The sequence below is a fragment of the Actinoplanes octamycinicus genome (genome assembly GCF_014205225.1).
Taxonomy (GTDB): domain Bacteria; phylum Actinomycetota; class Actinomycetes; order Mycobacteriales; family Micromonosporaceae; genus Actinoplanes; species Actinoplanes octamycinicus.
This window is the reverse complement of the sequence record NZ_JACHNB010000001.1, coordinates 4,403,364-4,423,971: the sequence shown is the minus strand read 5'-3', so window position 1 is coordinate 4,423,971 and position 20,608 is coordinate 4,403,364. Positions and strand designations below refer to the sequence as shown.

Here is a 20,608-nt window from a genome sequence, read left to right as displayed (position 1 = left end):
TAACCACCATCAACGTGGGGTGCCCCACAGACGGCCTCGATGCACCCCAGGTCGGTTCATCTACATCCGGTCTTAGAGGGCATCTGATCCCGACATGTCCGTTCGGCAGCGAAATATGAGTCACTCAGCGCCAGGATTGGGCGGATTCTCCGGTCAGTCTGAGCATGATCGTGTTAGACATCGCCCATTGGACCATCGCCGCCGAACGGCGCGGGAGTGCCTCGTAGTCGCGGACCAGGCGCCGGTGCTGCATCAGCCATCCAAACGTCCGCTCGACCACCCATCGACGCGGAAGGACATGAAATCCCCGCTCGGCACGGCGTGGCACCACCTCGACGTCGATGCCGAGTCCTGCCCCGTGGCGCAGCACCGTGTTCTGGTAGCCGCCGTCGACCCAGACCTTGCTCACCGTCGGATGCTCGGCGGCCAGCGTGCTCAGCAGGCCCTTGCCGGCGGCCGAGTCGGATACCGACGCCGCCGTGACCACTACCGCCAGCAGTAGTCCAAGGGTGTCGGTCGCGATGTGCCTTTTCCGCCCTTTGATCTTCTTCGCCGCGTCGATGCCCTGCTCGGATTCCCTTACGTTGCAGGACGTTTTGACGCTCTGAGCGTCCAGCACCGCAGCGCTCGGCTCAGCATCTCGGCCCATCGTCTCGCGCACCCGAGACCGCAGAAGGTCGTGGATGCGAGCCGTCGTGCCATCGGACTCCCACTTGGCGTAGTAGTCATAGACGGTTTTCGCTGGCGGAAAGTCGTGCGGTAGGTACTCCCACGCCATGCCGGTCCTCGCCACGTACAAGATCGCGTTGACGATCTCCCGCAGATCGTGCACTGGCGGCTTGATCCCTAGACCCCGCCGGGCCTCACGCCACTGCACCAGCACGGGCTCGATCAACGCCCACCGGGCATCCGACAGATCCGTTCGATATGGAAGTCGCTCCATCCCCATGCCTGACCAACGAACGATCACGGCCTATGACGTGCGCAAACGTGAACTATCCCCTTAGAGGATCAGACGCCCTCTTAAGCGAAGGAGGTCTTCGGGATGGCGAAGAAGCGCCTCGGCACTCCGGCCTGGCGGCGGACCGAAGTCCGCCGCCAGGCCTCACTCTCGGTCAGTCGTAGTCGCCGACCAGAGCATCACCAGGAAGATCGAGTACCGGCAGGTTGCCCGGCAACGCGAGCGGGTGCGGCTCACCCGTCAGCCTGGACAGCGCCGTCGCGATCTCCTGCAAGGTCGCCTCCACGTACCGGGCGGTAGTGCCAGCGTCGTTAGGTGTTTCGGCGTGGCCGGCATACGCAAGCGCGACCGCGTAACCGTAGACCCGCTCAACCCACGTCAGTGTCGTGTGCCGGAGCCAGTGCGCGGAGATCATCTGAATGAACCGGTGCGTTTGACCCAGCAGATGGCGTGATCACCTGCCGGCGATCACGCCATCGCCAGCCTTGAACCGGCCGGCAACCGGTCGCGGTGACGCACTTGGCTTTCGGCCACATCGTCAGGCAAGTCTGCTCCCGATTGCCAGGAGGGGGACGGATGCACCCAGTGAGTTGTTTCGGAGGTCACGAGGGCTCGCTACCGGCTTTGAATGCTCGGTAGGCGCGGCTCAACCGTGCAACGAAACCAGGAGCTGGCGTTGGGTTTGCCGACTCCCTCGCCACCGGCCCCAGTACGACGCTCGCGGCCCGACGTAGGTGAGCATGCCGCAGTCGCCGACGATGGCGGGGGTTCAAGAGGCCGAGAAGCTGCCAGTCACTGTCCGGGTGGTACCAGCGCCACTCAACCGTCTCCGCGACACGGTCCGTCAGCAGAGTTGTGATCGCAAAGATCATCTGGATGGTGGCCACGACGAGTCCGCCGGAGATTCCCGCTATGAAGCCGAAAGCCCGGTCTGAAGGCAGCGTGTTCGCGTTGCCAAGGAACCAGAAGGCCAGGATCAGTGCGAATGCCGCGAATACGCTGCTCACCGCAGTTGAGGAAGTAGTCAGTCGACGTCGCCGGATCATCGCCAGTCGCTCGCGGTCAAACGCCGATAAGGCCAGCCGGAGATAGCGGCACTCGCATGATCTTCCGATACATCTCCTCGTAGGGGCGACATACGGCAGCCTAGCTGCAATCACCGACAGGAGGCGCTGACGGGTCATGGCTGTTTCCGCTGATTCTGGAGTTACGACGCCGTATCGCTCGCCGTACCTATCTTGATACCAAACCGAACCGGCCCACTGCGACAGGGTCTTCCGTGCTCTACCGGGCTTGTGGAGAACGTCGTGCTCAAACCTTCTCAGCTTGTCATCCACCGATTCATCGAAGAGCATGATCGAAACGGTACAGCGCACCTGCCACAGTGCAGCGAATCCGGCGAGGCCCGTGGATATCAGTATGCGTCTGCACCTAACACGGCATGGTAACCGCAGGCCATGCCGACCATCAGCATTGAACAGCGCCGGAGGCGATCGTCCTCAACTTGCGATGATCAGATCTCTGACCGCAATAATGGTGTGCGTATCCGACGTGTTGGGCTCCGGACACGTTAACCCCCAAAGAGATCGTTCACATTCTGTGGATCTCGATGGGGGTTTGTTTCTCGCCTCCGGTCGGGCTTCTTCTGATTCGGGACTCGCGCCCATCCGGTCAGCATCGGAAGGCGAACCGCAGAGAACCGCAGCTGGGCCGTCCCCAACAACGCCGCCGCTCACGGCTGTTGCAACCGCGGCCCACCCGTTCATTCGCCGTCGTCAGCGCGGTAGTTGCCGTGGAGCGCTGCCAGGATCCGCTCGGCCGCTGTCGCCGGAGGCAACTTGCCCGCGGCCACCTCGGATTCCATGGCGCTAGCCTCGCGTCGGACAACGGGATTTTCGGTCAGCAGCTCAGCGAGTCCGTCGCGGACCAAGGCCCACAACCAGTCCACCCGCTGGCGTTCGCGTCGAGCGGAGAGCTCACCCGAGGCGGCGGATCGGGCATGATGCTCGGTCACTGATCGCCAGATCTCCGCGATGCCGGTGTTCTCCCGAGCGCTGCAGGTGAGGACCGGTGGCCGCCAGGAGCTGGTGGTGTGGTTGGTGAGCAGACGCAACGCCACCGCCAGTTCACGGGCCGCCAGGCGCGCGCCGGCCAGGTTGGGTCCGTCGGACTTGTTCACCGCGATGATGTCGGCCGACTCCAGGATCCCCCTCTTGATCCCCTGCAGCTGGTCACCGGTGCCGGCCAGGGTCAGCAGTAGCATGGTGTCGACCATCCCGGCCAGGTCGACCTCCGATTGCCCGACGCCGACGCTTTCGACCAGCACCACGTCGTAGCCGGCCGCCTCCACGACGACCATCGCCTCACGGGTCGCCCGGGCGACGCCACCCAGAGTACCGCCGGAGGGTGACGGCCGGACGAACGCCGCGGGATGCGCACTCAACCGCGCCATCCGGGTCCGGTCCCCCAAGACGCTTCCGCCGGTGCGGGTCGACGACGGGTCCACCGCGAGTACCGCGACCCGGTGGCCGTTCTCGACCAGTCGGCTGCCGAGCGCGTCGATGAAGGTCGACTTGCCGGCGCCGGGGACACCGGTCACGCCGACCCGGACGGCGGCGGCGGGTGTGGCTTGTAGAAGCGTCAGCAGCCGTTGCGCGGCGGAGCGGTGATCCGGTCGGACCGACTCCACGAGCGTGATGGCGCGGGAGACCCATGCCGGGGCGCCGGCTCGCACCCCGGCCGCGTACTGCTCGACATCGACGGGCCGGCCGCTGGTCATCCCGCCGGGTGTCCGAGTGATCGAGCCAATGCGGTGAGCAGGTCGCCGGCGGCCGTGCCGAGGACAGTACCGGGGCCGAAGACCGCAGTCGCCCCGGCCTCGACCAGAGCGTCGACGTCCTGCGGCGGGATGACGCCACCGACCACGATCATGATGTCGCCCCGGCCGAGGGCGGCCAGTTCGTCGCGCAGCGCCGGCACCAGGGTGAGATGGCCGGCGGCGAGCGAGTTGACCCCGACGATGTGCACGTCCGCGTCGATGGCCTGGCGCGCGACCTCGGCGGGGGTGCTGAACAGCGGGCCGACGTCCACGTCGAAACCAAGGTCGGCGAACGCGGAGGCGATCACCTTCTGGCCGCGGTCGTGCCCGTCCTGGCCCATCTTGGCGATCAGGATCCGCGGCCGGCGGCCTTCGGCCGCGGCGAACGCGTCCGCCGCGGACCGGGTCCGCTCCAGGCCGGCCTCGGGTCCGGCCTCGGATCGATAGACGCCGGAGACAGTACGCGGGTTGGCGGCGTAACGTCCGAAGACCTCCTCCAGAGCCGCGGAGATCTCCCCGACCGTGGCCTTGTTCCGGGCCGCGTCGATCGCCAGGGCGAGCAGGTTCTGGTCGAGCCCGGACCCACGCCGATTCGCAAGAGCCGCGCGGGCCGCGTCAGCGAGCGCTCCGAGCGCTGCGGTGACCGCGGCACCGTCTCGTTCCGAGCGCAGCCGTCGTAGTTTCGCCAGCTGACCGGCTCGCACCGCCGCGTTGTCGACCTTGAGAACGTCGAGCCGCCTCTCCTCCGGGGCGAGATTCTTGTTGACCCCGATGACCGGCTGCCGGCCGGAGTCGATGCGAGCCTGGGTACGGGCCGCGGCCTCCTCGATCCGCAGCTTCGGGATGCCTTCGGAGATCGCTTGCGTCATTCCGCCGGCCGCGGCGATCTCGTCCAGATGTGTGGTGGCCCGGCGCGCCAGATCGTGGGTGAGTCGCTCGACGTAGTAGCTGCCGCCCCACGGATCGATCACGCTGGTCGCGCCGGATTCCTGTTGCAGCAGCAACTGGGTGTTGCGCGCGATCCGGGCGGAGAAATCGGTCGGCAGAGCGAGCGCCTCGTCGAGCGCGTTGGTGTGCAGCGACTGGGTCTGACCCTGCACCGCGGCCATCGCCTCCAGACCGGTCCGGATCACGTTGTTCCAGGGGTCCTGGGCGGTCAGTGACCAGCCCGAGGTCTGGCAATGCGCGCGAAGGCTCAGCGATTTCGGATCGGTGGCCCCGAACTGCTGGACCAGCCCAGCCCAGAGCAGCCGGGCGGCGCGCAGCTTGGCGACCTCCATGAAGTAGTTCATCCCGACACCCCAGAAGAACGACAGGCGGGGCGCGAACGCGTCGACGTCCAGCCCGGCGGCGATCCCGGCGCGCAGGTATTCCAGACCGTCGGCGAGCGTGTACGCCAGCTCCAGGTCGGCGGTGGCCCCGGCCTCCTGCATGTGGTACCCGGAGATGGAGATCGAGTTGTACCGCGGCATCCTGGCCGACGTATAGGCGAAGATGTCCGAGACCACCTGCATCGACGGCCCGGGCGGGTAGATGTAAGTGTTGCGGACCATGAACTCCTTGAGGATGTCGTTCTGGATGGTTCCGGACAGCTGCTCCGGCGCCACTCCCTGCTCCTCAGCCGCCACAATGTACAGCGCCAGGATCGGCAGGACCGCGCCGTTCATGGTCATCGAGACGCTCATCCGGTCCAGCGGGATGCCGTCGAACAGCTCACGCATGTCGAGGATGGAGTCGATGGCGACTCCGGCCATGCCGACGTCACCGCTGACCCGCGGGTGGTCGGAGTCGTAACCGCGGTGGGTGGCCAGATCGAAGGCGACCGACAGACCTTTCTGACCGCCGGCCAGGTTGCGGCGGTAGAACTGGTTGGACTCTTCCGCGGTGGAGAAGCCGGCGTACTGCCGGATCGTCCACGGGCGGGTGGTGTACATCGTCGGGTAGGGGCCGCGAACGAACGGGGCGAAGCCGGGCAGCGAATCCAGGAAGTCGATCCCGGCCAGGTCGTCCGCGGTGTACAAGGGCTTGACCGGGATGCCCTCGGGCGTCGGCCGGGCCGGCACCGCCGACGGCGCGGCATCCTCGGAACGGGGCTCGCCCAGGCCGACGGTGGAGAAATCCGGGATCATCAGGCCACCTCGAGGTCGCTCAGCGTGGTGCGCAGCACGTCCACGGCGTCGCATCCCGCGTACAAGTAAGAATTGACGGCCTCGTAGGGGCCGGGTCGCCCGGCCATCCAGACCCGCCGCGCGCCGGCTGCGGCGAGGGCGGCCGCGACCCGGCCGGCGTCCTCGGCGTACCGCTTGTCCGAAGAGCACAGGCAGACGATCGAGAGGCCACTGGCGCGGAACGCGGCGGCCAGGTCCGCCGGGGCGTCGCCGGTCTCGTCGCGCAGTACCGCGATGCCACCGGCGGCGAACAGGCCGGCCGCGAAGGCCGCCCGGGCGTTGTGCACCGCCGGTGGGCCCAGCGTGGCCAGGAAGACGGTGGGTCGCCGCCCGGTCGCCGCGGTGTGCATCTCGGCCCGGTCGCGCAGCGCCTCGAACGTCTCGGCGTAGCGGTGCCGAGGCAGCCCGCCGGCGAGCCCGGCCGGGGCCGGAACGCGCAGCGGTAGCTGCTCGTCGAGGTCCGGGAACTCGGTCACCCCGATGATCGGCGCGGCTCGGCTGCTGATGGCGACGTGCCGGCGATCCCAGGTCTCTGCCAGCCGGTCGGCGATCATCCCGCTGTCCAGGGCGGCCTCCATACCACCGGCCCGTTCGATCTCGGTGAACCGATCCCAGGCCGCGGCGGCCAGGTCAGCGGTCAGCCGCTCGACATACCAGGAGCCTCCGGCAGGGTCGGCGACCCGCGCCAAGCCGGCCTCGTCCAGGAGCACGGCGTGTGTGTTGCGGGCCAGCCGACGGGCGTCCGCGCCGGGCAGGCCGAGGCTGAGGTCGAACGGCTGGACGGTGATCGCGTCAGCGCCGCCGATCCCGGCGGCGAAGGTGGCGATCGTGGTGCGCAGCAGGTTCGACCACGGGGCACGGACGGTCATCATCGCTGCCGACGTGACCGCGTGCTGCCGCTGTGCTCCGGCGGCGGGCACCCCGCAGACCTGCGCGACCCGGGCCCACAACCGGCGGGCGGCGCGAAACTTGGCGATGGTGGCGAACTGGTCGGCGGTAGCCGCGTACCGGAACTCCAGCCGGTCGAGAGCCGAAGCGACGTCGAACCCGGCCGCGGTCAGCGCCCGCAGGTACTCCACACCGGTGGCCAGCGCGAACCCCAGCTCCTCGGCGTCACCGGCGCCGGCGTCATGGTGGACGGTCGCATCGACGGTGAACGTGCGCATCCCGGGGTGCCTGGTCGCGCAGCGCAGCGCCAGGGCCGCGGCCTCTGCCGGATCGGTCCGGGCCGGCCGGCCGAGCCGGGCCCGGACACCGAGCGGGTCGAGTCCCAGGCTGCCGTGGGCGCCGGCCGGAGCGATCCGTAGCCAGGCTTCGACCGCCTCGGCAGCCTCGTTCCCGGCGTCCAGCACCAGGCCGGCCTGGTCGAGCTGAACCGGGGCCAGCACCTCGCTGAGAGCGTCAACCGGCAGGCCGGCCTCGCCCAGCACCAGCCACAGCGAGGTCACGCCGTGCCGCAGATCGGCTAGCAGTGCGTCGCGCGTGCTGGCCGGGTCCGGGTCGGCGTACCGCTGCCGGACATCCCAGCCGCCGACGCTCTGGTCCACCGGCCGGCCGCCCCGCACGAACGGGAACCGCCCGGGAATCCCGGGGTCCGGCAGCGCGTCGGCCACGGTGTAGAGCGGCGCCGACCGGATGCCCTCCGGGCTGGTCGTGGCCAGCAATGCGTCGACCTGGTCGGCGCTCGTTCGCTCGTCCGCTCGGCCGGCGCGCTGCAGCACGAGCAGGGCGGTCCGGCGCCAGTCCGCGGTGGTACGGGGCGGAAACTGCGGCGTGGCGGTGGTCCGGCCCGGGGACTCCGGCGACGGCACGATCATGGGCCGAACATAACGGCGGGCCGAGCCACATCTCACCCGGTGTGAACCCCTGACCCGGGTAGGGGTGATGGCCGTCGGTGCCGGTGGCTGCCTACGGTGTCCGCCATGAGCGCCGGAACGCTGTTCGCCGTCAGCGACCTGCACGTGACGTACCCGCAGAACCGCCGGCTCGCCGACGCGCTGCAGCCGCGGTCCGATCAGGACTGGCTGCTCGTCGCCGGTGACGTCGGCGAGCTGTTCGACGACGTGGTGGATGTGCTGCGGATGCTCAGCCGGCGCTTCGCCCGGGTGATCTGGACTCCGGGCAACCACGAGCTTTGGACGCACCCGCAGGATCCGGTGACGTTGCGGGGCGAAGGCCGGTATCGCGCGTTGGTGGCCGCCGTGCAGGAATGGGGTGTGCTGACGCCCGAGGACGACTATGCCGTCTGGCCAGGCCCGGATGGTCCGCTGGTGATCGCACCGCTCTTCCTGCTCTACGACTACACCTTCCGGGCGCCGGGAACGCGGACCAAGGCCGAGTCGCTGCGGTACGCGTACCAGACCGGGGTGGTCTGCAGCGACGAGATGATGCTGCACCCGGATCCGTACCCCAGCCGCGAGGCGTGGTGCCGGGCCCGTCTCGCCGCGACCGAACGCCGGCTCCAAGCCTGCGATCCGGGGATGCGGACCGTCCTGGTCAGCCACTGGCCGCTGGTCCGGCAGCCCACCGCGGTGCTGCGCCATCCCGAGTTCGCGCAGTGGTGCGGCACCGAACGGACCGCGGACTGGCACGTGCGGTTCCGTGCCGAGGTCGCCGTCTACGGCCATCTGCACATCCCGCGGACCACCCACTACGACGGTGTTCGGTTCGAGGAGGTCTCGCTGGGCTATCCGCGGGAGTGGCTGCCCCGCCGGGGCGAGCACCCCACCGTGCTGCGCACCGTCCTGGCGGCGCCGGAGTACGCGTCATGATCGGCGAGATCCTTCCGGCCGATGTGTGCGTCGCCGAAGCGTTCTCCGATCGGACCGGCGAACCGGTGTTCCCCGGCGAGGAGGCGTCGGTCGGCCGGTCCGTGGAGTCTCGGCGGCGCGAGTTCGTGACCGCCCGGCGTTGTGCCCGTGAGGCGTTGACCCAGTTGGGCTTCGCGCCCGTGCCGATCCCGGCCGGGCCGGGGCGCGATCCGGTGTGGCCGTCCGGGGTGATCGGCAGCATCACGCACTGTGCCGGGTACCGGGGTGCCGCCGTGGCCGCCCGCACCGATCTGACCTCGCTGGGTATCGACGCCGAGCCGCACGCGCCGCTGCCCGAGGGGATCCTGGAGGCGGTGTCGCTGCCCGCCGAACGGCGCCGGCTGGCCGGGCTCGCCCTGCGGTATCCAGCGATCCGCTGGGACCGGCTACTGTTCAGCGCCAAGGAGTCCGTGTTCAAGGCATGGTTCCCATTGACCGGGCGGATGCTCGGATTCGACGAGGCGGAGCTGAGCATCGACCCGTTCGCCGCGGAGTTCTCCGCGCGTCTGCGCGTCCCGGGAGATCGGCTCGACGGCGGGCCCGCTCTGACCGGTTTCACGGGGCGCTGGCTGGTCCGCGGAGATCTCATGCTGACCGCGGTGACGGTCCACGCCTGAAATTTGCATCGTGCCATTATCAATCGCCCACGATGATTGTCTTGCGGAACAAATTCATGCTCTCGCCGAGCATCCGCAGGCTCCGCGCGGCCGCTAATCACAACTCGCTTCGCGAGGCAACCCCTACCGGCCGGAACGCCGACAGAGCGCCTGCTCAGCGGCGCCGCGAGGAGGCCGGACACAGGAGTGCTATTCATCACAGTGAATAGCGATGCGAGCAGCGACCGCGCCCCAGACCCACTCTGTGCAGTCGAATCGCAATCTCGATCTTGCCGTGGCATCACTCTGTCAAATGTTCTGGATCACCCGAACGAACTATTCGCGTGCTAGGTTCCTGGTCGTTCCGCCATTCCTCACACCGCAAGGAAGGCGAAGCCCAGGTCCCGCTTAACGGGATGGAAACATTTGGCAATGGTCGCGCCCAAAAGGCAAGGCCGAGAGAAGTTCATGGTACGGGGGATCAGTTGTCACACTTGCATGTACTGGTCGAACGAGAGGACCCGGGCCGGGCGCTCCGCGATCGGCTCGCCGCGGCCGGCCGGGGACGTGGCAGCCTGGTCGCGGTCACCGGTCCGGCCGGTAGTGGCCGGACCGCCCTGCTGGCCGCCCTGTGCGCCGACGCCGCCGATTCCGGCGCGACCGTGCTGTTCGCCGCGAGCTCAAGCAGCGAGGCCGATTTCCCGCTGGGCGTGCTCGGCCAGCTGATGACCGAGGCCTTCGCCGGGCCGGCCACTCCACGGTTCGCTGTTCCGTACCTGACCGATACGGACTGTGATGCCGGACCGCCCGTCGAGAGCCGGCCGTCGTCCGAGGACCTCAGCACGATCCTGCTCGAACTGGCCGTCCAAGCCCCGCTGCTGATCTGCGTCGACGACATCGGCCAGGCCGACACCGAGTCGCTGGAGTGTCTGGTGGCGCTCGCCCGGCGACTCGACGGACGCCGCATCCTCCTGGTAGTCAGCGATCTGCCGACCGCCCAGGACGGCTCGCTCGGCAGCCGGCTGCGAGGAGCCGCCGACCAACGCATCCAGCTCGAGCTGCTGTCCCGCGCCGGCGTGGGCCGGGTCGTGGCGCAACGGACGGGCACGCCCGATGACGCCCTGAGCGCTCGGTGCCACAGCGTCAGCGGCGGCAACCCGACCCTGCTGCAGGCGCTGCTCGACGACTGCGAGGCGGCGCCGGCCGACAGCCCTGACGTGGCCCACCGGGCCACGCTGGGGTACGGCGATCGTTTCCAGCACGCTGTGCTGACCTGCCTGGGCCGCTACGACGAGACGGTCACCCGGGCTGCCCGGGCCGCAGCCGTGCTCGGCGAGTCCAGCTCGACGGAGTTGGTCTCGCATCTGATCGGTCTCGCCCCGGACCGGGTGGTGCGTCTGCTCGCCGAGCTCGACCGGGCCGGGCTCACCCGGCACGACAAGCCGGTGTCCCCCGCCGTCCGCGACGCCGTCCTGGACGATGTGGCGACCAGCGAAACCGCCGGGCTCAACCGCCGGGCTGCGCAGCTGCTGCACACTCGGGGCGCGAGCGCCCGGCGGGTCGCCCGGCACCTGCTGGCTGCCGGATCCGGGCCGGATCCGATGGTCGATGTCCTGTGCCAGGCCGCCGACGAGGCGATCGCCGACGACGCCGACTTCGCGCACCGCTGCCTGGAACAGGCCCGGGCACAGGGCGCCGACGACCGGCGACTGGCCGGCATCCTGGTTCGGTTGACCGGGGTCGAGTGGCAGCTCGCCGCATTCAGCATGGCCAGGTGCACGGCCAACGTGCGCGGCGCGCTGCAAGAGATCCGCTCCGGCGGCGCGTACACCGCTGCCATGCTGCGTTACCTGCTGCGGCAGAGCCACTACGCGGACGCGGTGGAGGCAGTCACGCTTGTCGGCGAACGCACCGGCGACCTCCACCCGGCGGATCTCCAGGACCTGCGCCTGCTGATCGCGGTCTCCTACCCCGCACTGGTCGACCACCTGGGCTATCCCGAGCCCGGCCCGCGGGCGTATCAGCGGACCGGCCCGGCGATCCTGCACCGGGTGCTCACCCAGCAGGCCGACAGTCAAGACCCGATCGCCGCCGAGCGCCTGCTGCAGGCCGCGGAGCCGACGTCGGCTGCCTTCGAGGACGTCGAATCCGCTCTACTCGCCCTGATCTATTCAGATGAGCTGGGCCGGGCCGCGGCGGCCGGTGAGGTCATGCTGGACCGGGCCGCGCGCACCGGCAGCGCGGCGTGGCGGGCGCGGCTTGCCGGGCTGCATGCCGAGACAGCGCTGCGACACGGCGACCTCACCACGGCGGTGACCCAAGCGCGGCTCGCCCTGCGGCACCTGCCGGAGCCGGCTTGGGGAGTCGCCGTGGCCGGTCCGATCTCGGTGCTGCTGCTCGCCGCCACCATCAGCGGTGACCTGACCGCGGCTGCCGAGTACGCCGGCCGCCCGCTTCCCCAGGAGATGCTCGGGACGCGATACGGCCTGCACTACCTGTACGCCCGAGGTGAGTTCCACCTGGCCGCCGACCGCCCGCAGGCCGCGCTCGCCGATTTTCTCCGCTGCGGTGAGCTGATGCGGGCTTGGGGCATCGACCTGGCCACACTGGTTCCCTGGCGGGCCGCCGCGAGCCGGGCCAACGCACGGCTGAACCGGCCGCAACAGAGCCGCCGGACCGGCGCACAGCCGGCTCGCGGGTTCGGCACCATGCTGAGGCATCACAGCCCGGTCTCCGACAGCCGCTATCGCCCGGCCCCGGCACGACCGGCTCCGGATACGGACCGGGCCGAACTGTCGTGCACGCTGTCCGATCTCGGGGAGGCGTACCGGTCGATCCGGGAGCATCGCCGGATACGGACCACGTCCCGGCAGGCGGACCGCCCGGGCGAGGAGCCGCGGGTGATCCCCTTGCTCGAACGACTGGTGGCGGAGTCCTCCGGCTCGGACGGGGCCACCCACGAGGGCCCGGTGACCGAGCTCGACGGGCATCCGGCCCTCAGCTACGCGGAACACCGAGTCGCCACCCTCGCCGCGGCCGGGCACACCAACCGGGAGATCGCTACCAAGCTCTACATCACGATGAGCACCGTAGAACAGCATCTGACCAGGGTGTATCGAAAACTGAACCTCAGCGGCCGCAACGCCTTGCCGGCCGCCTTCGACCGCCTGGTCGCCCGCGGCTGACATGGAGCGGCCCCGTCCGGTGACGAACGGGGCCGGCCGAGCCGACACCGATCAGGTCTGCTCGCGGGCCATCGCCCGCAGGCCCCAGAACGTGCAGAGCACCCCGAGCCCGGCGGTGACCGCCAGGCCGGTCAGCGTGTCGTCGGTGGCGTATTGCTGCGCGGTGATGGCCCGCAACGCGTCAACGACATACGTCAGCGGGTTGGCCAGCGACAGCGCGTGCAGCCAGCCCGGCGCCGACTCCATCGGCAGCAGCACCCCGGAGAGGAGCATCAACGGCAGCAGCAGCATGCTCAGCAGCGGCGCGAAGCGATTCTCCTCCCGGATCCGCAGGGCCATCGCGTACGAAGCCGCGCTCAGCCCGGCGCCGAGCAGAGCGGCCAGCGCCAACGCGCAGATCATCGCTGGCAGCGAGGTGCGGAAGCCCAGCGCCACCGCCACCGCCAGGAGAAGCACACCCTGCAGCGTCAGCTGGGCCACGTCGCTGAGCACCCGGCCGAGCAGGAGAGCCATGCGGCTGACCGGGGCGACCCACAGTCGCTCCATCACGCCGTTGCGCAGTTCGGGCGTCAGGGAGAAACCGGCGTAGGCCGCACCGAAGACGGTGAGTTGCATCAGCATGCCCGGGACGAACCACTGCCACGGGTCACCGCCGAGGCTGCCCTCCAGCAGCGGCCCGAACAGAACGAGATAGATGAGTGGACCGGAGAACCCAACGAAGATCGCGACGGGGCTGCGATACCAGGTACGCGCCGTGCGCCGCAGGATCAGGCCGGTCTGCCGCACTAGTTGCATGGTCATCCCTCTTGGGCCAGGGGTCGGGACCCGGCCTACGCCGGGTCGGGAGTCGGGCCGGCTTCGCGCAGACTGCGGCCGGTGAGGGTGAGAAAGACGTCGTCGAGGGTCGGCCGCTGGATCTGCACCGAGGTGACGGTGACGCCGGCCGCGTCCAGGGCACGCATCAGCACGGGCACCACGGTGTCCCCGCCCGGCACCCGGAAGCTCAGGTGCGTGCCGTGCGTGGTCAGGTCCTGCACCTCCGGCTCGCGGGTGACCGTCGCCGCGGCTTCCGCCGGATCGCTCACGCCCAGCGTGACTTGGTCGCCGGAGATCTCCGCTTTCAGGACGTCCGGGCTGCCCTCGGCGATGATCCGGCCGGCGTCAATGATCAGGATCCGCTCGCACAGCGCGTCCACCTCGTCGAGATAGTGCGTGGTGAGGAAGACGGTGCAGTTGTGCTCGTCGCGCAACGACCGGATGTGCTGCCAGAGGTTGTTTCGACTCTGCGGGTCGAGCGCCGTGGACGGCTCGTCGAGGAAGATCAGCCGGGGCTGGTGCAGCACGCCCATCACGATGTCGAGGCGGCGCCGCTGGCCACCGGAGAGCGTTCCGGCCGTACGCTCGCCCAGCGCCGCCAGGTCGAAGCGTTCGAGCAGCTCGCCGACCCGTTCGCGGGCGGCTGCGGCCGGCATGCCGTAGAGCCGGGCTTGAGTGATCAACTCCTCGGCGACCCGCTGACCGGCGCCGGCGCCGTTGCCCTGCCCGACGTAGCCGATCCGGCGGCGTACCCCGGAGGGGTCGGAGAGCAGATCGCAGCCGGCCACCACGGCTTCCCCCGCGGACGGCCGCAGCAGTGTCGCGAGCATCCGCAGAGTGGTGCTCTTGCCCGCGCCGTTGGGGCCGAGGAAACCCACCATCTCGCCCTCGGCGACGTCGATGTCGACGCCTTGGACCGCCGGGACCGTCCGGCCCCGGGTCTTGAACGTCTTCGCCAGGCCCCGCACTTTGATCATCAATGCACCCTGTCTGAAAGCGGCTGCCGGCGAGCCGGTGGGTCAAACCGTAGGAAGCGCCGGGATCGGCCAACAACCCCTAGCCGCCCCAGTGAGGGGCGGCCGGAGATCGGGACGGATCAGGCGTAACCGCTACCCTGACAGCCGGTACCCGCTTCTCGAACCCCCGAGGGACATCCGTGCAGGAGCACCAGACGCCGGTCGTCCGGCTGGCCATTGTCGACGATCAGCAGACCATCCGGGAAGGATTGGTGGCGCTGGCCGAACTGCTCGACGGTGTCGAGGTGGTCGGCGAGGCGACCGACGGCGAGCAGGCGGTGCGGCTGGCCCGTGAGGCCGCGCCGGACGTGATGCTGATGGACTTGCGGATGCCGGTGATGGACGGGGTCGCGGCCACCTCAGTGATCACCGAGACCTGCCCTGGTGTCGCGGTGGTCGTGCTGTCCACCTTCGCCGACGACGCGTCGGTCGCCGACGCGCTGCGAGCCGGGGCCCGCGGCTACCTGACCAAGAACTCCGGGCGGCAGGAGATCCTGGCGGCGATCCGCTCGGCGACGGCCGGCAACTGGACGCTCGACGCCAACGTGTCACGGACCGTGATCGACGCGCTGACCGCCCGGCAACACTCGCCGGTCGCTCGGGACGAGGCACCGGCCGACGGCCCGCTGCCGGACGGCCTGACCAGGCGCGAGGCCCAGGTACTGAGCATGGTGGCGCGCAGTCTCAGCAACGCCGAGATCGCCGGGCAGTTGTTCATCAGCGAGGCGACGGTCAAGACACACCTCAACAACGCGTACGCCAAGACCGGTGTGCGTAACCGGGTCGAGGCGGCGCGCTACGCCAACGACCACCACCTCGGGCGATAGCCGGCGCCGGACTCAGCCGGGCAGTTCGGCCTCCACCTGCCAGGCCTGGCCGGCCAGCGGGCCGGCGGTCAGCGTGCCGCCGACCAGCGCCACCCGTTCCCGCATGCCGACCAACCCGTACCCGTGGGTGCGCGGCACCGCGGTCCTGCCCGGCGCGGCCGGGATGCCGTTGCGGACCCGCAGTCGTACGCTACCCGGCCGATAGCTCAGGGTGATCGTGACCTCGGCGCCGGGCGCGTGCCGGGCGGCGTTGGTCAGCGCCTCCCGGGCCACCATGATCAGCGAAGTCGCCACCTCCTTGGGCAGCGCCCGGGCCAGCCCCTCGACCTCCGCACGGACGGCCACCAGGTGATCGTGCCGGTGCGCGGCGACCAGTTCGGCGAGCGCGCTGGACAGCTCCGGAACGTCGCCGCGCAGCACCGCGACCGCCCGCCGCGCCTCGTTCACCCCCTCACGGGCCAGTTCCTGCGATCGGCGGACCCGGACCAGCGCCGTGTCGACGTCCCGGTTCTGCTCCAGCAGCGTCTCCACCACCTGCAGCTGGACGCCGAGCGCGCCGAGCGAGTGGGCCAGCACGTCGTGGATCTCCCGGGCGATCCGGGCTCGTTCTCCCAGCGCGGCGGCCCGCTCCTCCTCGGCCCGTCGCTGCCGGGTCTCGGCCAGCAGTTCCTCGGTCTGCACCAGGCGCAGCAGGTACTGCCGACGGTTGAGCCCGAGCAGGGCCGCGGTCAGTAACAGCGCCACGTAGGTGATCAGCTCCGAGGTGGATCGGCCGGTGGCCAGCGTGGTGACCGCCGGGATGCTGACGGCCAGGATCACCACCATCGTGATGACCCGTGCCGGTGGTCCGGCCAGCGCGGTGAATCGTCCGATCAAGACGCTGGCCAGCACGCTCGCGGTGACGTCGTCGGCGTGCCCGAGGGTGGCCGCCGCGAGCAGCGTGCCGACGGCCAGCTCGATCCAGGCGAAGCGGGGGAAACGCCGGCCGCTGACCAGGTAGACCAGCCAGCACACCAGGCTGGCGCAGTACAGCGACCACATCCAGAACCGGCTTTCCCTGCTGGTCGCCAGCGCGCCGAGCAGGACCACCGTGCCGAACAGCTGCATGACCAGCCAGCTGGGCGCGAGGCGGTCGATCAGGTGGGCCCGCGCGTCACCACCGGCCGGCGGGGGTGGGCTGTCGGCAGCGCTCCGGCTCACCGCGCCGGCCGGAAAAGTGCGGACATTCGGGACGGCGGCAAACCAAACATCCGGTCACAGTAGCCGACCCGGCACACGCAGTCGCGACTCCGCCGATGCGGCGCCGGTCACGGGTCCGGGCAAGGGACGGTAGGGGTTACCGGGTGCTGGCCGTCGCCGCGACGCTGGTCTCTCGACGAACGCGGAGCCGCGCAGCCGGAGCCGGCGGCACAGCCGTGCGCGCCGTCCCGGCGGGCCGGGCAGGAGAGGAATCTCGCCACCGATGACCGCATCCATCATCAGCCCTGATTCGGCACAGGCCATGGCGGCGTTCGAGCTGGAGGCGCTGCGCATCGCCGCGGTCCTGCAGGACTACGGCGTCGGTCCGGGCGACCGGGTGATGCTCAAGGCCGGCAACTCGCCGGCCTGGGTCGCCACCCTGCTCGGACTGATGCACGTCGGCGCCTCGATCGTCCTGGCCGACCAGCGCGAGCAGGTCGAGGCCACCACTCGGATCGCGCAACGCGCCCGGGTGAAGGTGGTCCTGGTCGACAACGACGCGCCGGTCGACCCCGCGCTTCAGCCGATCACTCTGACCGAACTCCTCGTCGCCGGCGCGGGCCGGACGGTGCTCGGCGACCGGGTGGACGCCGGCATCTGGCGCTCTCTCGACGACGGCCTGATCATGTGGACGTCCGGCTCGACCGGCTCGCCGAAGGGCGCGGTGAAAACCGGCCGCAGCTTCCTGCGCAACCTGGAGCGCAACGCCGACCAGGTGGGACACCACTCCGGCGACGTCCTGCTCCCCCTGCTGCCGTTCGCCCACCAGTACGGCCTGTCCATGGTCCTGATCGCCTGGCTGCGCCGGTGCTCGCTGGTCGTCGCACCGTACTGGCGGCTGGACCGCTCGCTGCTGCTGGCCGGGATCAGCGGCGCCACGGTCATCGACGCCACCCCCGCCAGCTACCGCAGCATGCTGAACCTGGTGACCCGCAACCCCGAGCTGCGTTCCTGCCTGGACCGGGTCCGGATGTTCTGCGTCGGCGCGGCTCCCCTGGACAGTGCCCTGGTCGACCGGTACACCACCGAGTTCGGGATGCCGCTGCTGGACAGCTACGGCAGCACCGAACTGGGCAACATCTCGTTCGCCACCCTGGACAACCCGGTCGCCTGCGGCCGGGCGATGGACGGCATCCGGGTCCGGATCGTCGACGACGAGGGACACGAGAACGGCCCGGGTGTGGCCGGCGAGGTCGAGGTCGACACCCCGGACGCGATGCAGGGCCACCTGGCCGAGGACGGCACGCTGATCCCGCTGCCCGGCGGCTGGCAGCAGACCGGTGACCTGGGACATCTGGACGAGAACGGCAACCTCACCGTGCTGGGCCGCAAGCTCGCGGTGCACCGGCTGGGCTACACCCTCTATCCGGAGCTGATCGAGCGCAAGGCGGCCGCGGCCGGCTGCTCAGTACGTGTGGTGGCGCAGCAGGACGAGCGCCTCGAGGCCCGCCTGGTGTTCTTCGTCGAGGACGAGGAGCAGCGCGATCCGGCGTACTGGTGGAGCCGGCTCAACGACGCCCTCGCGCAGTACGAGCGTCCGAATCGGGTGCTGGTCCTGCCGGAGTTTCCGCTGAACCGCAACGGCAAGCCGGACAAGCGGCGGATGGCGGAGCTGGCCGCGTCCGGGCCGGCGGCGCCATGACCCGGATCGCGTGCTGGCAGGCGGCCTGCCGCCCGGGTGGGGTGCCGGACTTCCTGCGCCGGCTGGAGTCGGCCGCGGATCGGGCCGCGGCCGGTGGCGCCCGGCTGCTGGTGACCCCGGAGATGTCGCTGGCCGGCTACCCGCTGCACGCTGCCGGCCTGGCCGAGGCCGCCGAGCCGGTCGACGGCCGCTGGCACGAAGCGGTGCGGAGCATCGCCCGGCGCACCGGCGTGGCCATCGTCTACGGCTGGCCGGAACGGGACGCCGAGACCGTCTACAACTCGGTGCGCCTCGTCTCGGCGCAGAGCCGGGAGGAGGTCGTTTACCGCAAGACACACCTGTTCGGCGAGATCGACCGGGCCTGGTTCACCGCGGGCGACGTCCCGGTCGTGCAGGCCGCCGTGGACGGCCTCCGGATCGGCCTGCTGGTCTGCTACGACGTCGAGTTCCCCGAGCTGGTCCGGGCACACGCGCTGGCCGGGACGCAGTTGCTGGTGGTGCCGACCGCGCTGATGGAGCCGTGGCAGATCGTCGCCCGTACTCTGGTGCCCGCCCGCGCCTTCGAGAGCCAGCTCTACATCGCCTACACGAACTGGATCGGCGACCGGCAGGCGCTGCGGTTCTGCGGCCTGAGCACGATCGCCGCGCCGGACGGCCGTACGATCGTCGCCGAACCGGGGGTGGAGACCCTGCTGACCGGCGAGATCTATCCGGAGATCATCGCCGCGGCGCGCCGGGAAACCACCTATCTGAGTGACCTGCGGCCCGGCCTTTACGGCGCGTCCGCCGCCGGCACGGCGGGGACCGCGCCCACCAGCGAGTCCAGATGACGGCGGACCACCGCACGCTGCAACTCCACCGGGAACCGCTCGGCGAACAGCGCGGCCTGCATGCCCAGCCCGTCGAGCAGGGCACGCAGCCGGATGCTCTCCAGCTCCACGTCGAGGGCCGCGGGTAGGCCGCCGGCCTGCTGCGCGCCCTGAAGGGTACGCAACACCAAGCCGTAGAGGGTCTGCTGGATCGCGTCAGCGTGCCCGAACAACGACGGGTGGGTCCGGGCTGCGACCGCGAACTCGTGCCAGAGCACCAGCTCGTCCCGGCGCACCGAGTCCAGCGGCAGGAACTCGGCGAGCAGGTCCTCGGTGCGCCGGCGCCGGTCCTCGCGACTGCCGCCGGGCTCCTCCAGCAGCCGCTCCGCGTGCGCCCAGACCCGCTCGCCGACCCGCCGGCCGAGCTCCTGCAGCGCGAAGATGATCAGCTCGTCGTGGCCGGCGAAGTAGTGCCGGATCGATCCGATCGCGAGGCCGGCCTCCTCGGCGACGTTGCGCAGCGACGCCGCCTCCAGACCCTCCCGGGCGACGACGGCGTGGACGGCGTCGGCCACAGCGCGGCGCCGCTCCAACGGATCAACGATCTTTGGCATGCGGCTTTTATAGCACAGCTATGCCATGATAAGTTGGCACGGCAATGCCAAATACGGGAGGTACGGCAGTGAACAGCTGGGTCCTGGCGTCGATCATCGCGGTGGTCCTGGTCGTCATTGTGGTCAAACGGCTGCTCGGCGAGCCACTCAACGGCCGCGACCTGTGGGCGGCGCCGGTCATCCTGACCGCCATCGGCAGCTACACCCTCTGGAAGACCGACGGCCTCCGTCCCGGCGACTACGCCTGGCTGGCCGGCGGCATCATCCTCGGTCTCGCCCTCGGTTACCTGCGCGGCTCGTTCGTCGTGGTGTACGAGAAGCGCGGTTTCCTCTGGCAGCGCTACCGCGGCCGGACCTTCGTGGCGATCATCGGCTCGTTGCTGGTGATGTTCGCCTACGCGCTGCTCGCCGACAAGCTCGGGATGCGACCCGAGGCGCGCCCGATCCAGCTCTCCATCGGGATCAGCTTCATCGGCGAGGCTCTGGCCGTCACCCGCCAGGGCCTCGCGCTCGGCGTCCGGTTCGCGCCGGAGCGCCGGTGATCGCACAGCGAACAGGCTCGCCGTCGCACCGGTCACGGCGCGACGACGAGCCCTCCGCTCGTGTTACCGGGTCAGCTCTCCACCCAGCCGTGCGACCGGGCCAGGTCGACCACGGTCTGCCGGATCGCGGCGATCTGCGCCCCGGTCAGCGCCGGGACCTTGCCGATCAGCGCCTCGGTCACCTCGACCATCAGCTCGCGGCCGGACAGCACGTCGCACATGCCCTCGTCGTCGCCGGGCACGCCGGCCCGGACCGTGGCCGCGTCCCGCTCGGACCGAGCCGGCGTGGCCGGCTCCAAGACCCGCAACGAGGCCACCTTCAGACCGCGATCACCGACCTCCACCTCGTATTCCACCCGCATCCCGGAATGCACCAGACCACGCTGGTCTCCGAAGTCGTTGGCATGGACGAAGACGTCCTCGCCACCCTCCGCCGGCGCGATGAATCCGTACCCACGGACCTCGTCGTACCGAATGACCTTGCCCACCGACGCCATAGCCCCCACCTACCGAAACCCCATCCCAACAACGCCACTTCCGTCACGCGCTCTGCGCACGGTACCGG

18 protein-coding genes are annotated in these 20,608 nt (G+C 70.0%); 7 read left to right on the top strand and 11 right to left on the bottom strand.

Annotated features, from left to right (window positions below):
• Positions 1–124 precede the first annotated feature (124 nt).
• From BJY16_RS19380 to BJY16_RS19355, 6 genes are all read right to left on the bottom strand, one after another.
• Positions 125–943: an IS5 family transposase gene (locus tag BJY16_RS19380; protein WP_185046555.1), complete on the bottom strand. Its 819-nt coding sequence runs from the start codon at positions 941–943 to the stop codon at positions 125–127.
• Between the two features lie 172 nt (positions 944–1,115).
• Positions 1,116–1,376, bottom strand: a complete 261-nt coding sequence (locus BJY16_RS19375) for a hypothetical protein (RefSeq protein WP_239177548.1) — start codon at positions 1,374–1,376, stop codon at positions 1,116–1,118.
• A gap of 187 nt (positions 1,377–1,563) precedes the next feature.
• Entirely contained in the window at positions 1,564–2,316 is a 753-nt protein-coding gene (locus BJY16_RS19370) for a hypothetical protein (RefSeq protein ID WP_185040938.1), read from the bottom strand.
• 407 nt (positions 2,317–2,723) lie between these two features.
• Complete coding sequence (gene meaB / locus BJY16_RS19365) at positions 2,724–3,740, bottom strand: methylmalonyl Co-A mutase-associated GTPase MeaB (protein ID WP_185040936.1); 1,017 nt, start codon at positions 3,738–3,740, stop codon at positions 2,724–2,726.
• On the bottom strand, positions 3,737–5,881 hold the full coding sequence (scpA, locus tag BJY16_RS19360; protein WP_425551366.1) for a methylmalonyl-CoA mutase: 2,145 nt from the start codon (positions 5,879–5,881) through the stop codon (positions 3,737–3,739). The genes meaB and scpA overlap by 4 nt, the downstream gene beginning before the upstream one ends.
• A gap of 26 nt (positions 5,882–5,907) precedes the next feature.
• Positions 5,908–7,764 carry a methylmalonyl-CoA mutase subunit beta gene (locus tag BJY16_RS19355; RefSeq protein ID WP_185040932.1) on the bottom strand — a complete coding sequence of 619 codons (1,857 nt, stop codon included), beginning with the start codon at positions 7,762–7,764 and terminating at the stop codon, positions 5,908–5,910.
• A 105-nt stretch (positions 7,765–7,869) separates the two neighbouring features.
• Here BJY16_RS19355 and BJY16_RS19350 point away from each other — a divergent pair, with 105 nt between their 5' ends.
• The 3 genes from BJY16_RS19350 (at position 7,870) to BJY16_RS19340 (ending at position 12,538) form a co-directional block, all read left to right on the top strand.
• Positions 7,870–8,718: a metallophosphoesterase family protein gene (locus BJY16_RS19350; protein ID WP_185040930.1), complete on the top strand. Its 849-nt coding sequence runs from the start codon at positions 7,870–7,872 to the stop codon at positions 8,716–8,718.
• Positions 8,715–9,374 carry a 4'-phosphopantetheinyl transferase family protein gene (locus BJY16_RS19345; RefSeq protein WP_185040928.1) on the top strand — a complete coding sequence of 220 codons (660 nt, stop codon included), beginning with the start codon at positions 8,715–8,717 and terminating at the stop codon, positions 9,372–9,374. Before BJY16_RS19350 ends, BJY16_RS19345 begins: the two co-directional genes overlap by 4 nt.
• Before the next feature lie 473 nt (positions 9,375–9,847).
• The gene (locus BJY16_RS19340; RefSeq protein ID WP_185040927.1) at positions 9,848–12,538 is read left to right on the top strand and encodes a helix-turn-helix transcriptional regulator; all 2,691 of its coding nucleotides are present in this window, start codon (positions 9,848–9,850) and stop codon (positions 12,536–12,538) included.
• Between the two features lie 51 nt (positions 12,539–12,589).
• Here BJY16_RS19340 and BJY16_RS19335 read toward each other — a convergent pair whose 3' ends face one another.
• Both BJY16_RS19335 and BJY16_RS19330 read right to left on the bottom strand, forming a co-directional pair.
• Positions 12,590–13,333 carry an ABC transporter permease gene (locus BJY16_RS19335; protein ID WP_185040926.1) on the bottom strand — a complete coding sequence of 248 codons (744 nt, stop codon included), beginning with the start codon at positions 13,331–13,333 and terminating at the stop codon, positions 12,590–12,592.
• 35 nt (positions 13,334–13,368) lie between these two features.
• Positions 13,369–14,331, bottom strand: a complete 963-nt coding sequence (locus BJY16_RS19330; protein WP_185040925.1) for an ATP-binding cassette domain-containing protein — start codon at positions 14,329–14,331, stop codon at positions 13,369–13,371.
• Between the two features lie 179 nt (positions 14,332–14,510).
• On the opposite strand from BJY16_RS19330, the gene BJY16_RS19325 reads away from it, so the two are divergent.
• A complete protein-coding gene (locus BJY16_RS19325; protein WP_185040915.1) occupies positions 14,511–15,197 on the top strand; it encodes a response regulator transcription factor in 687 nt (228 codons plus the stop codon).
• A 12-nt stretch (positions 15,198–15,209) separates the two neighbouring features.
• On the opposite strand, the gene BJY16_RS19320 is transcribed toward BJY16_RS19325, so the two are convergent.
• On the bottom strand, positions 15,210–16,397 hold the full coding sequence (locus tag BJY16_RS19320; RefSeq protein ID WP_203759064.1) for a sensor histidine kinase: 1,188 nt from the start codon (positions 16,395–16,397) through the stop codon (positions 15,210–15,212).
• 262 nt (positions 16,398–16,659) lie between these two features.
• On the opposite strand from BJY16_RS19320, the gene BJY16_RS19315 reads away from it, so the two are divergent.
• The gene (locus BJY16_RS19315) at positions 16,660–18,078 is read left to right on the top strand and encodes a class I adenylate-forming enzyme family protein (RefSeq protein WP_185040913.1); all 1,419 of its coding nucleotides are present in this window, start codon (positions 16,660–16,662) and stop codon (positions 18,076–18,078) included.
• Complete coding sequence (locus tag BJY16_RS19310) at positions 18,075–18,908, top strand: carbon-nitrogen hydrolase family protein (RefSeq protein ID WP_185040911.1); 834 nt, start codon at positions 18,075–18,077, stop codon at positions 18,906–18,908. The genes BJY16_RS19315 and BJY16_RS19310 overlap by 4 nt, the downstream gene beginning before the upstream one ends.
• Here BJY16_RS19310 and BJY16_RS19305 read toward each other — a convergent pair.
• Positions 18,851–19,501 carry a TetR/AcrR family transcriptional regulator gene (locus tag BJY16_RS19305; protein ID WP_185040909.1) on the bottom strand — a complete coding sequence of 217 codons (651 nt, stop codon included), beginning with the start codon at positions 19,499–19,501 and terminating at the stop codon, positions 18,851–18,853. The genes BJY16_RS19310 and BJY16_RS19305 overlap by 58 nt on opposite strands.
• Positions 19,502–19,569: 68 nt before the next feature.
• Between BJY16_RS19305 and BJY16_RS19300 the strand changes: the two genes are divergently transcribed.
• Positions 19,570–20,043: a DUF1453 domain-containing protein gene (locus BJY16_RS19300; protein ID WP_185040907.1), complete on the top strand. Its 474-nt coding sequence runs from the start codon at positions 19,570–19,572 to the stop codon at positions 20,041–20,043.
• A gap of 71 nt (positions 20,044–20,114) precedes the next feature.
• Here the strand turns inward: BJY16_RS19300 and BJY16_RS19295 are convergent, their stop codons facing one another.
• Positions 20,115–20,540: a cold-shock protein gene (locus BJY16_RS19295; protein ID WP_185040905.1), complete on the bottom strand. Its 426-nt coding sequence runs from the start codon at positions 20,538–20,540 to the stop codon at positions 20,115–20,117.
• Positions 20,541–20,608 lie beyond the last annotated feature (68 nt).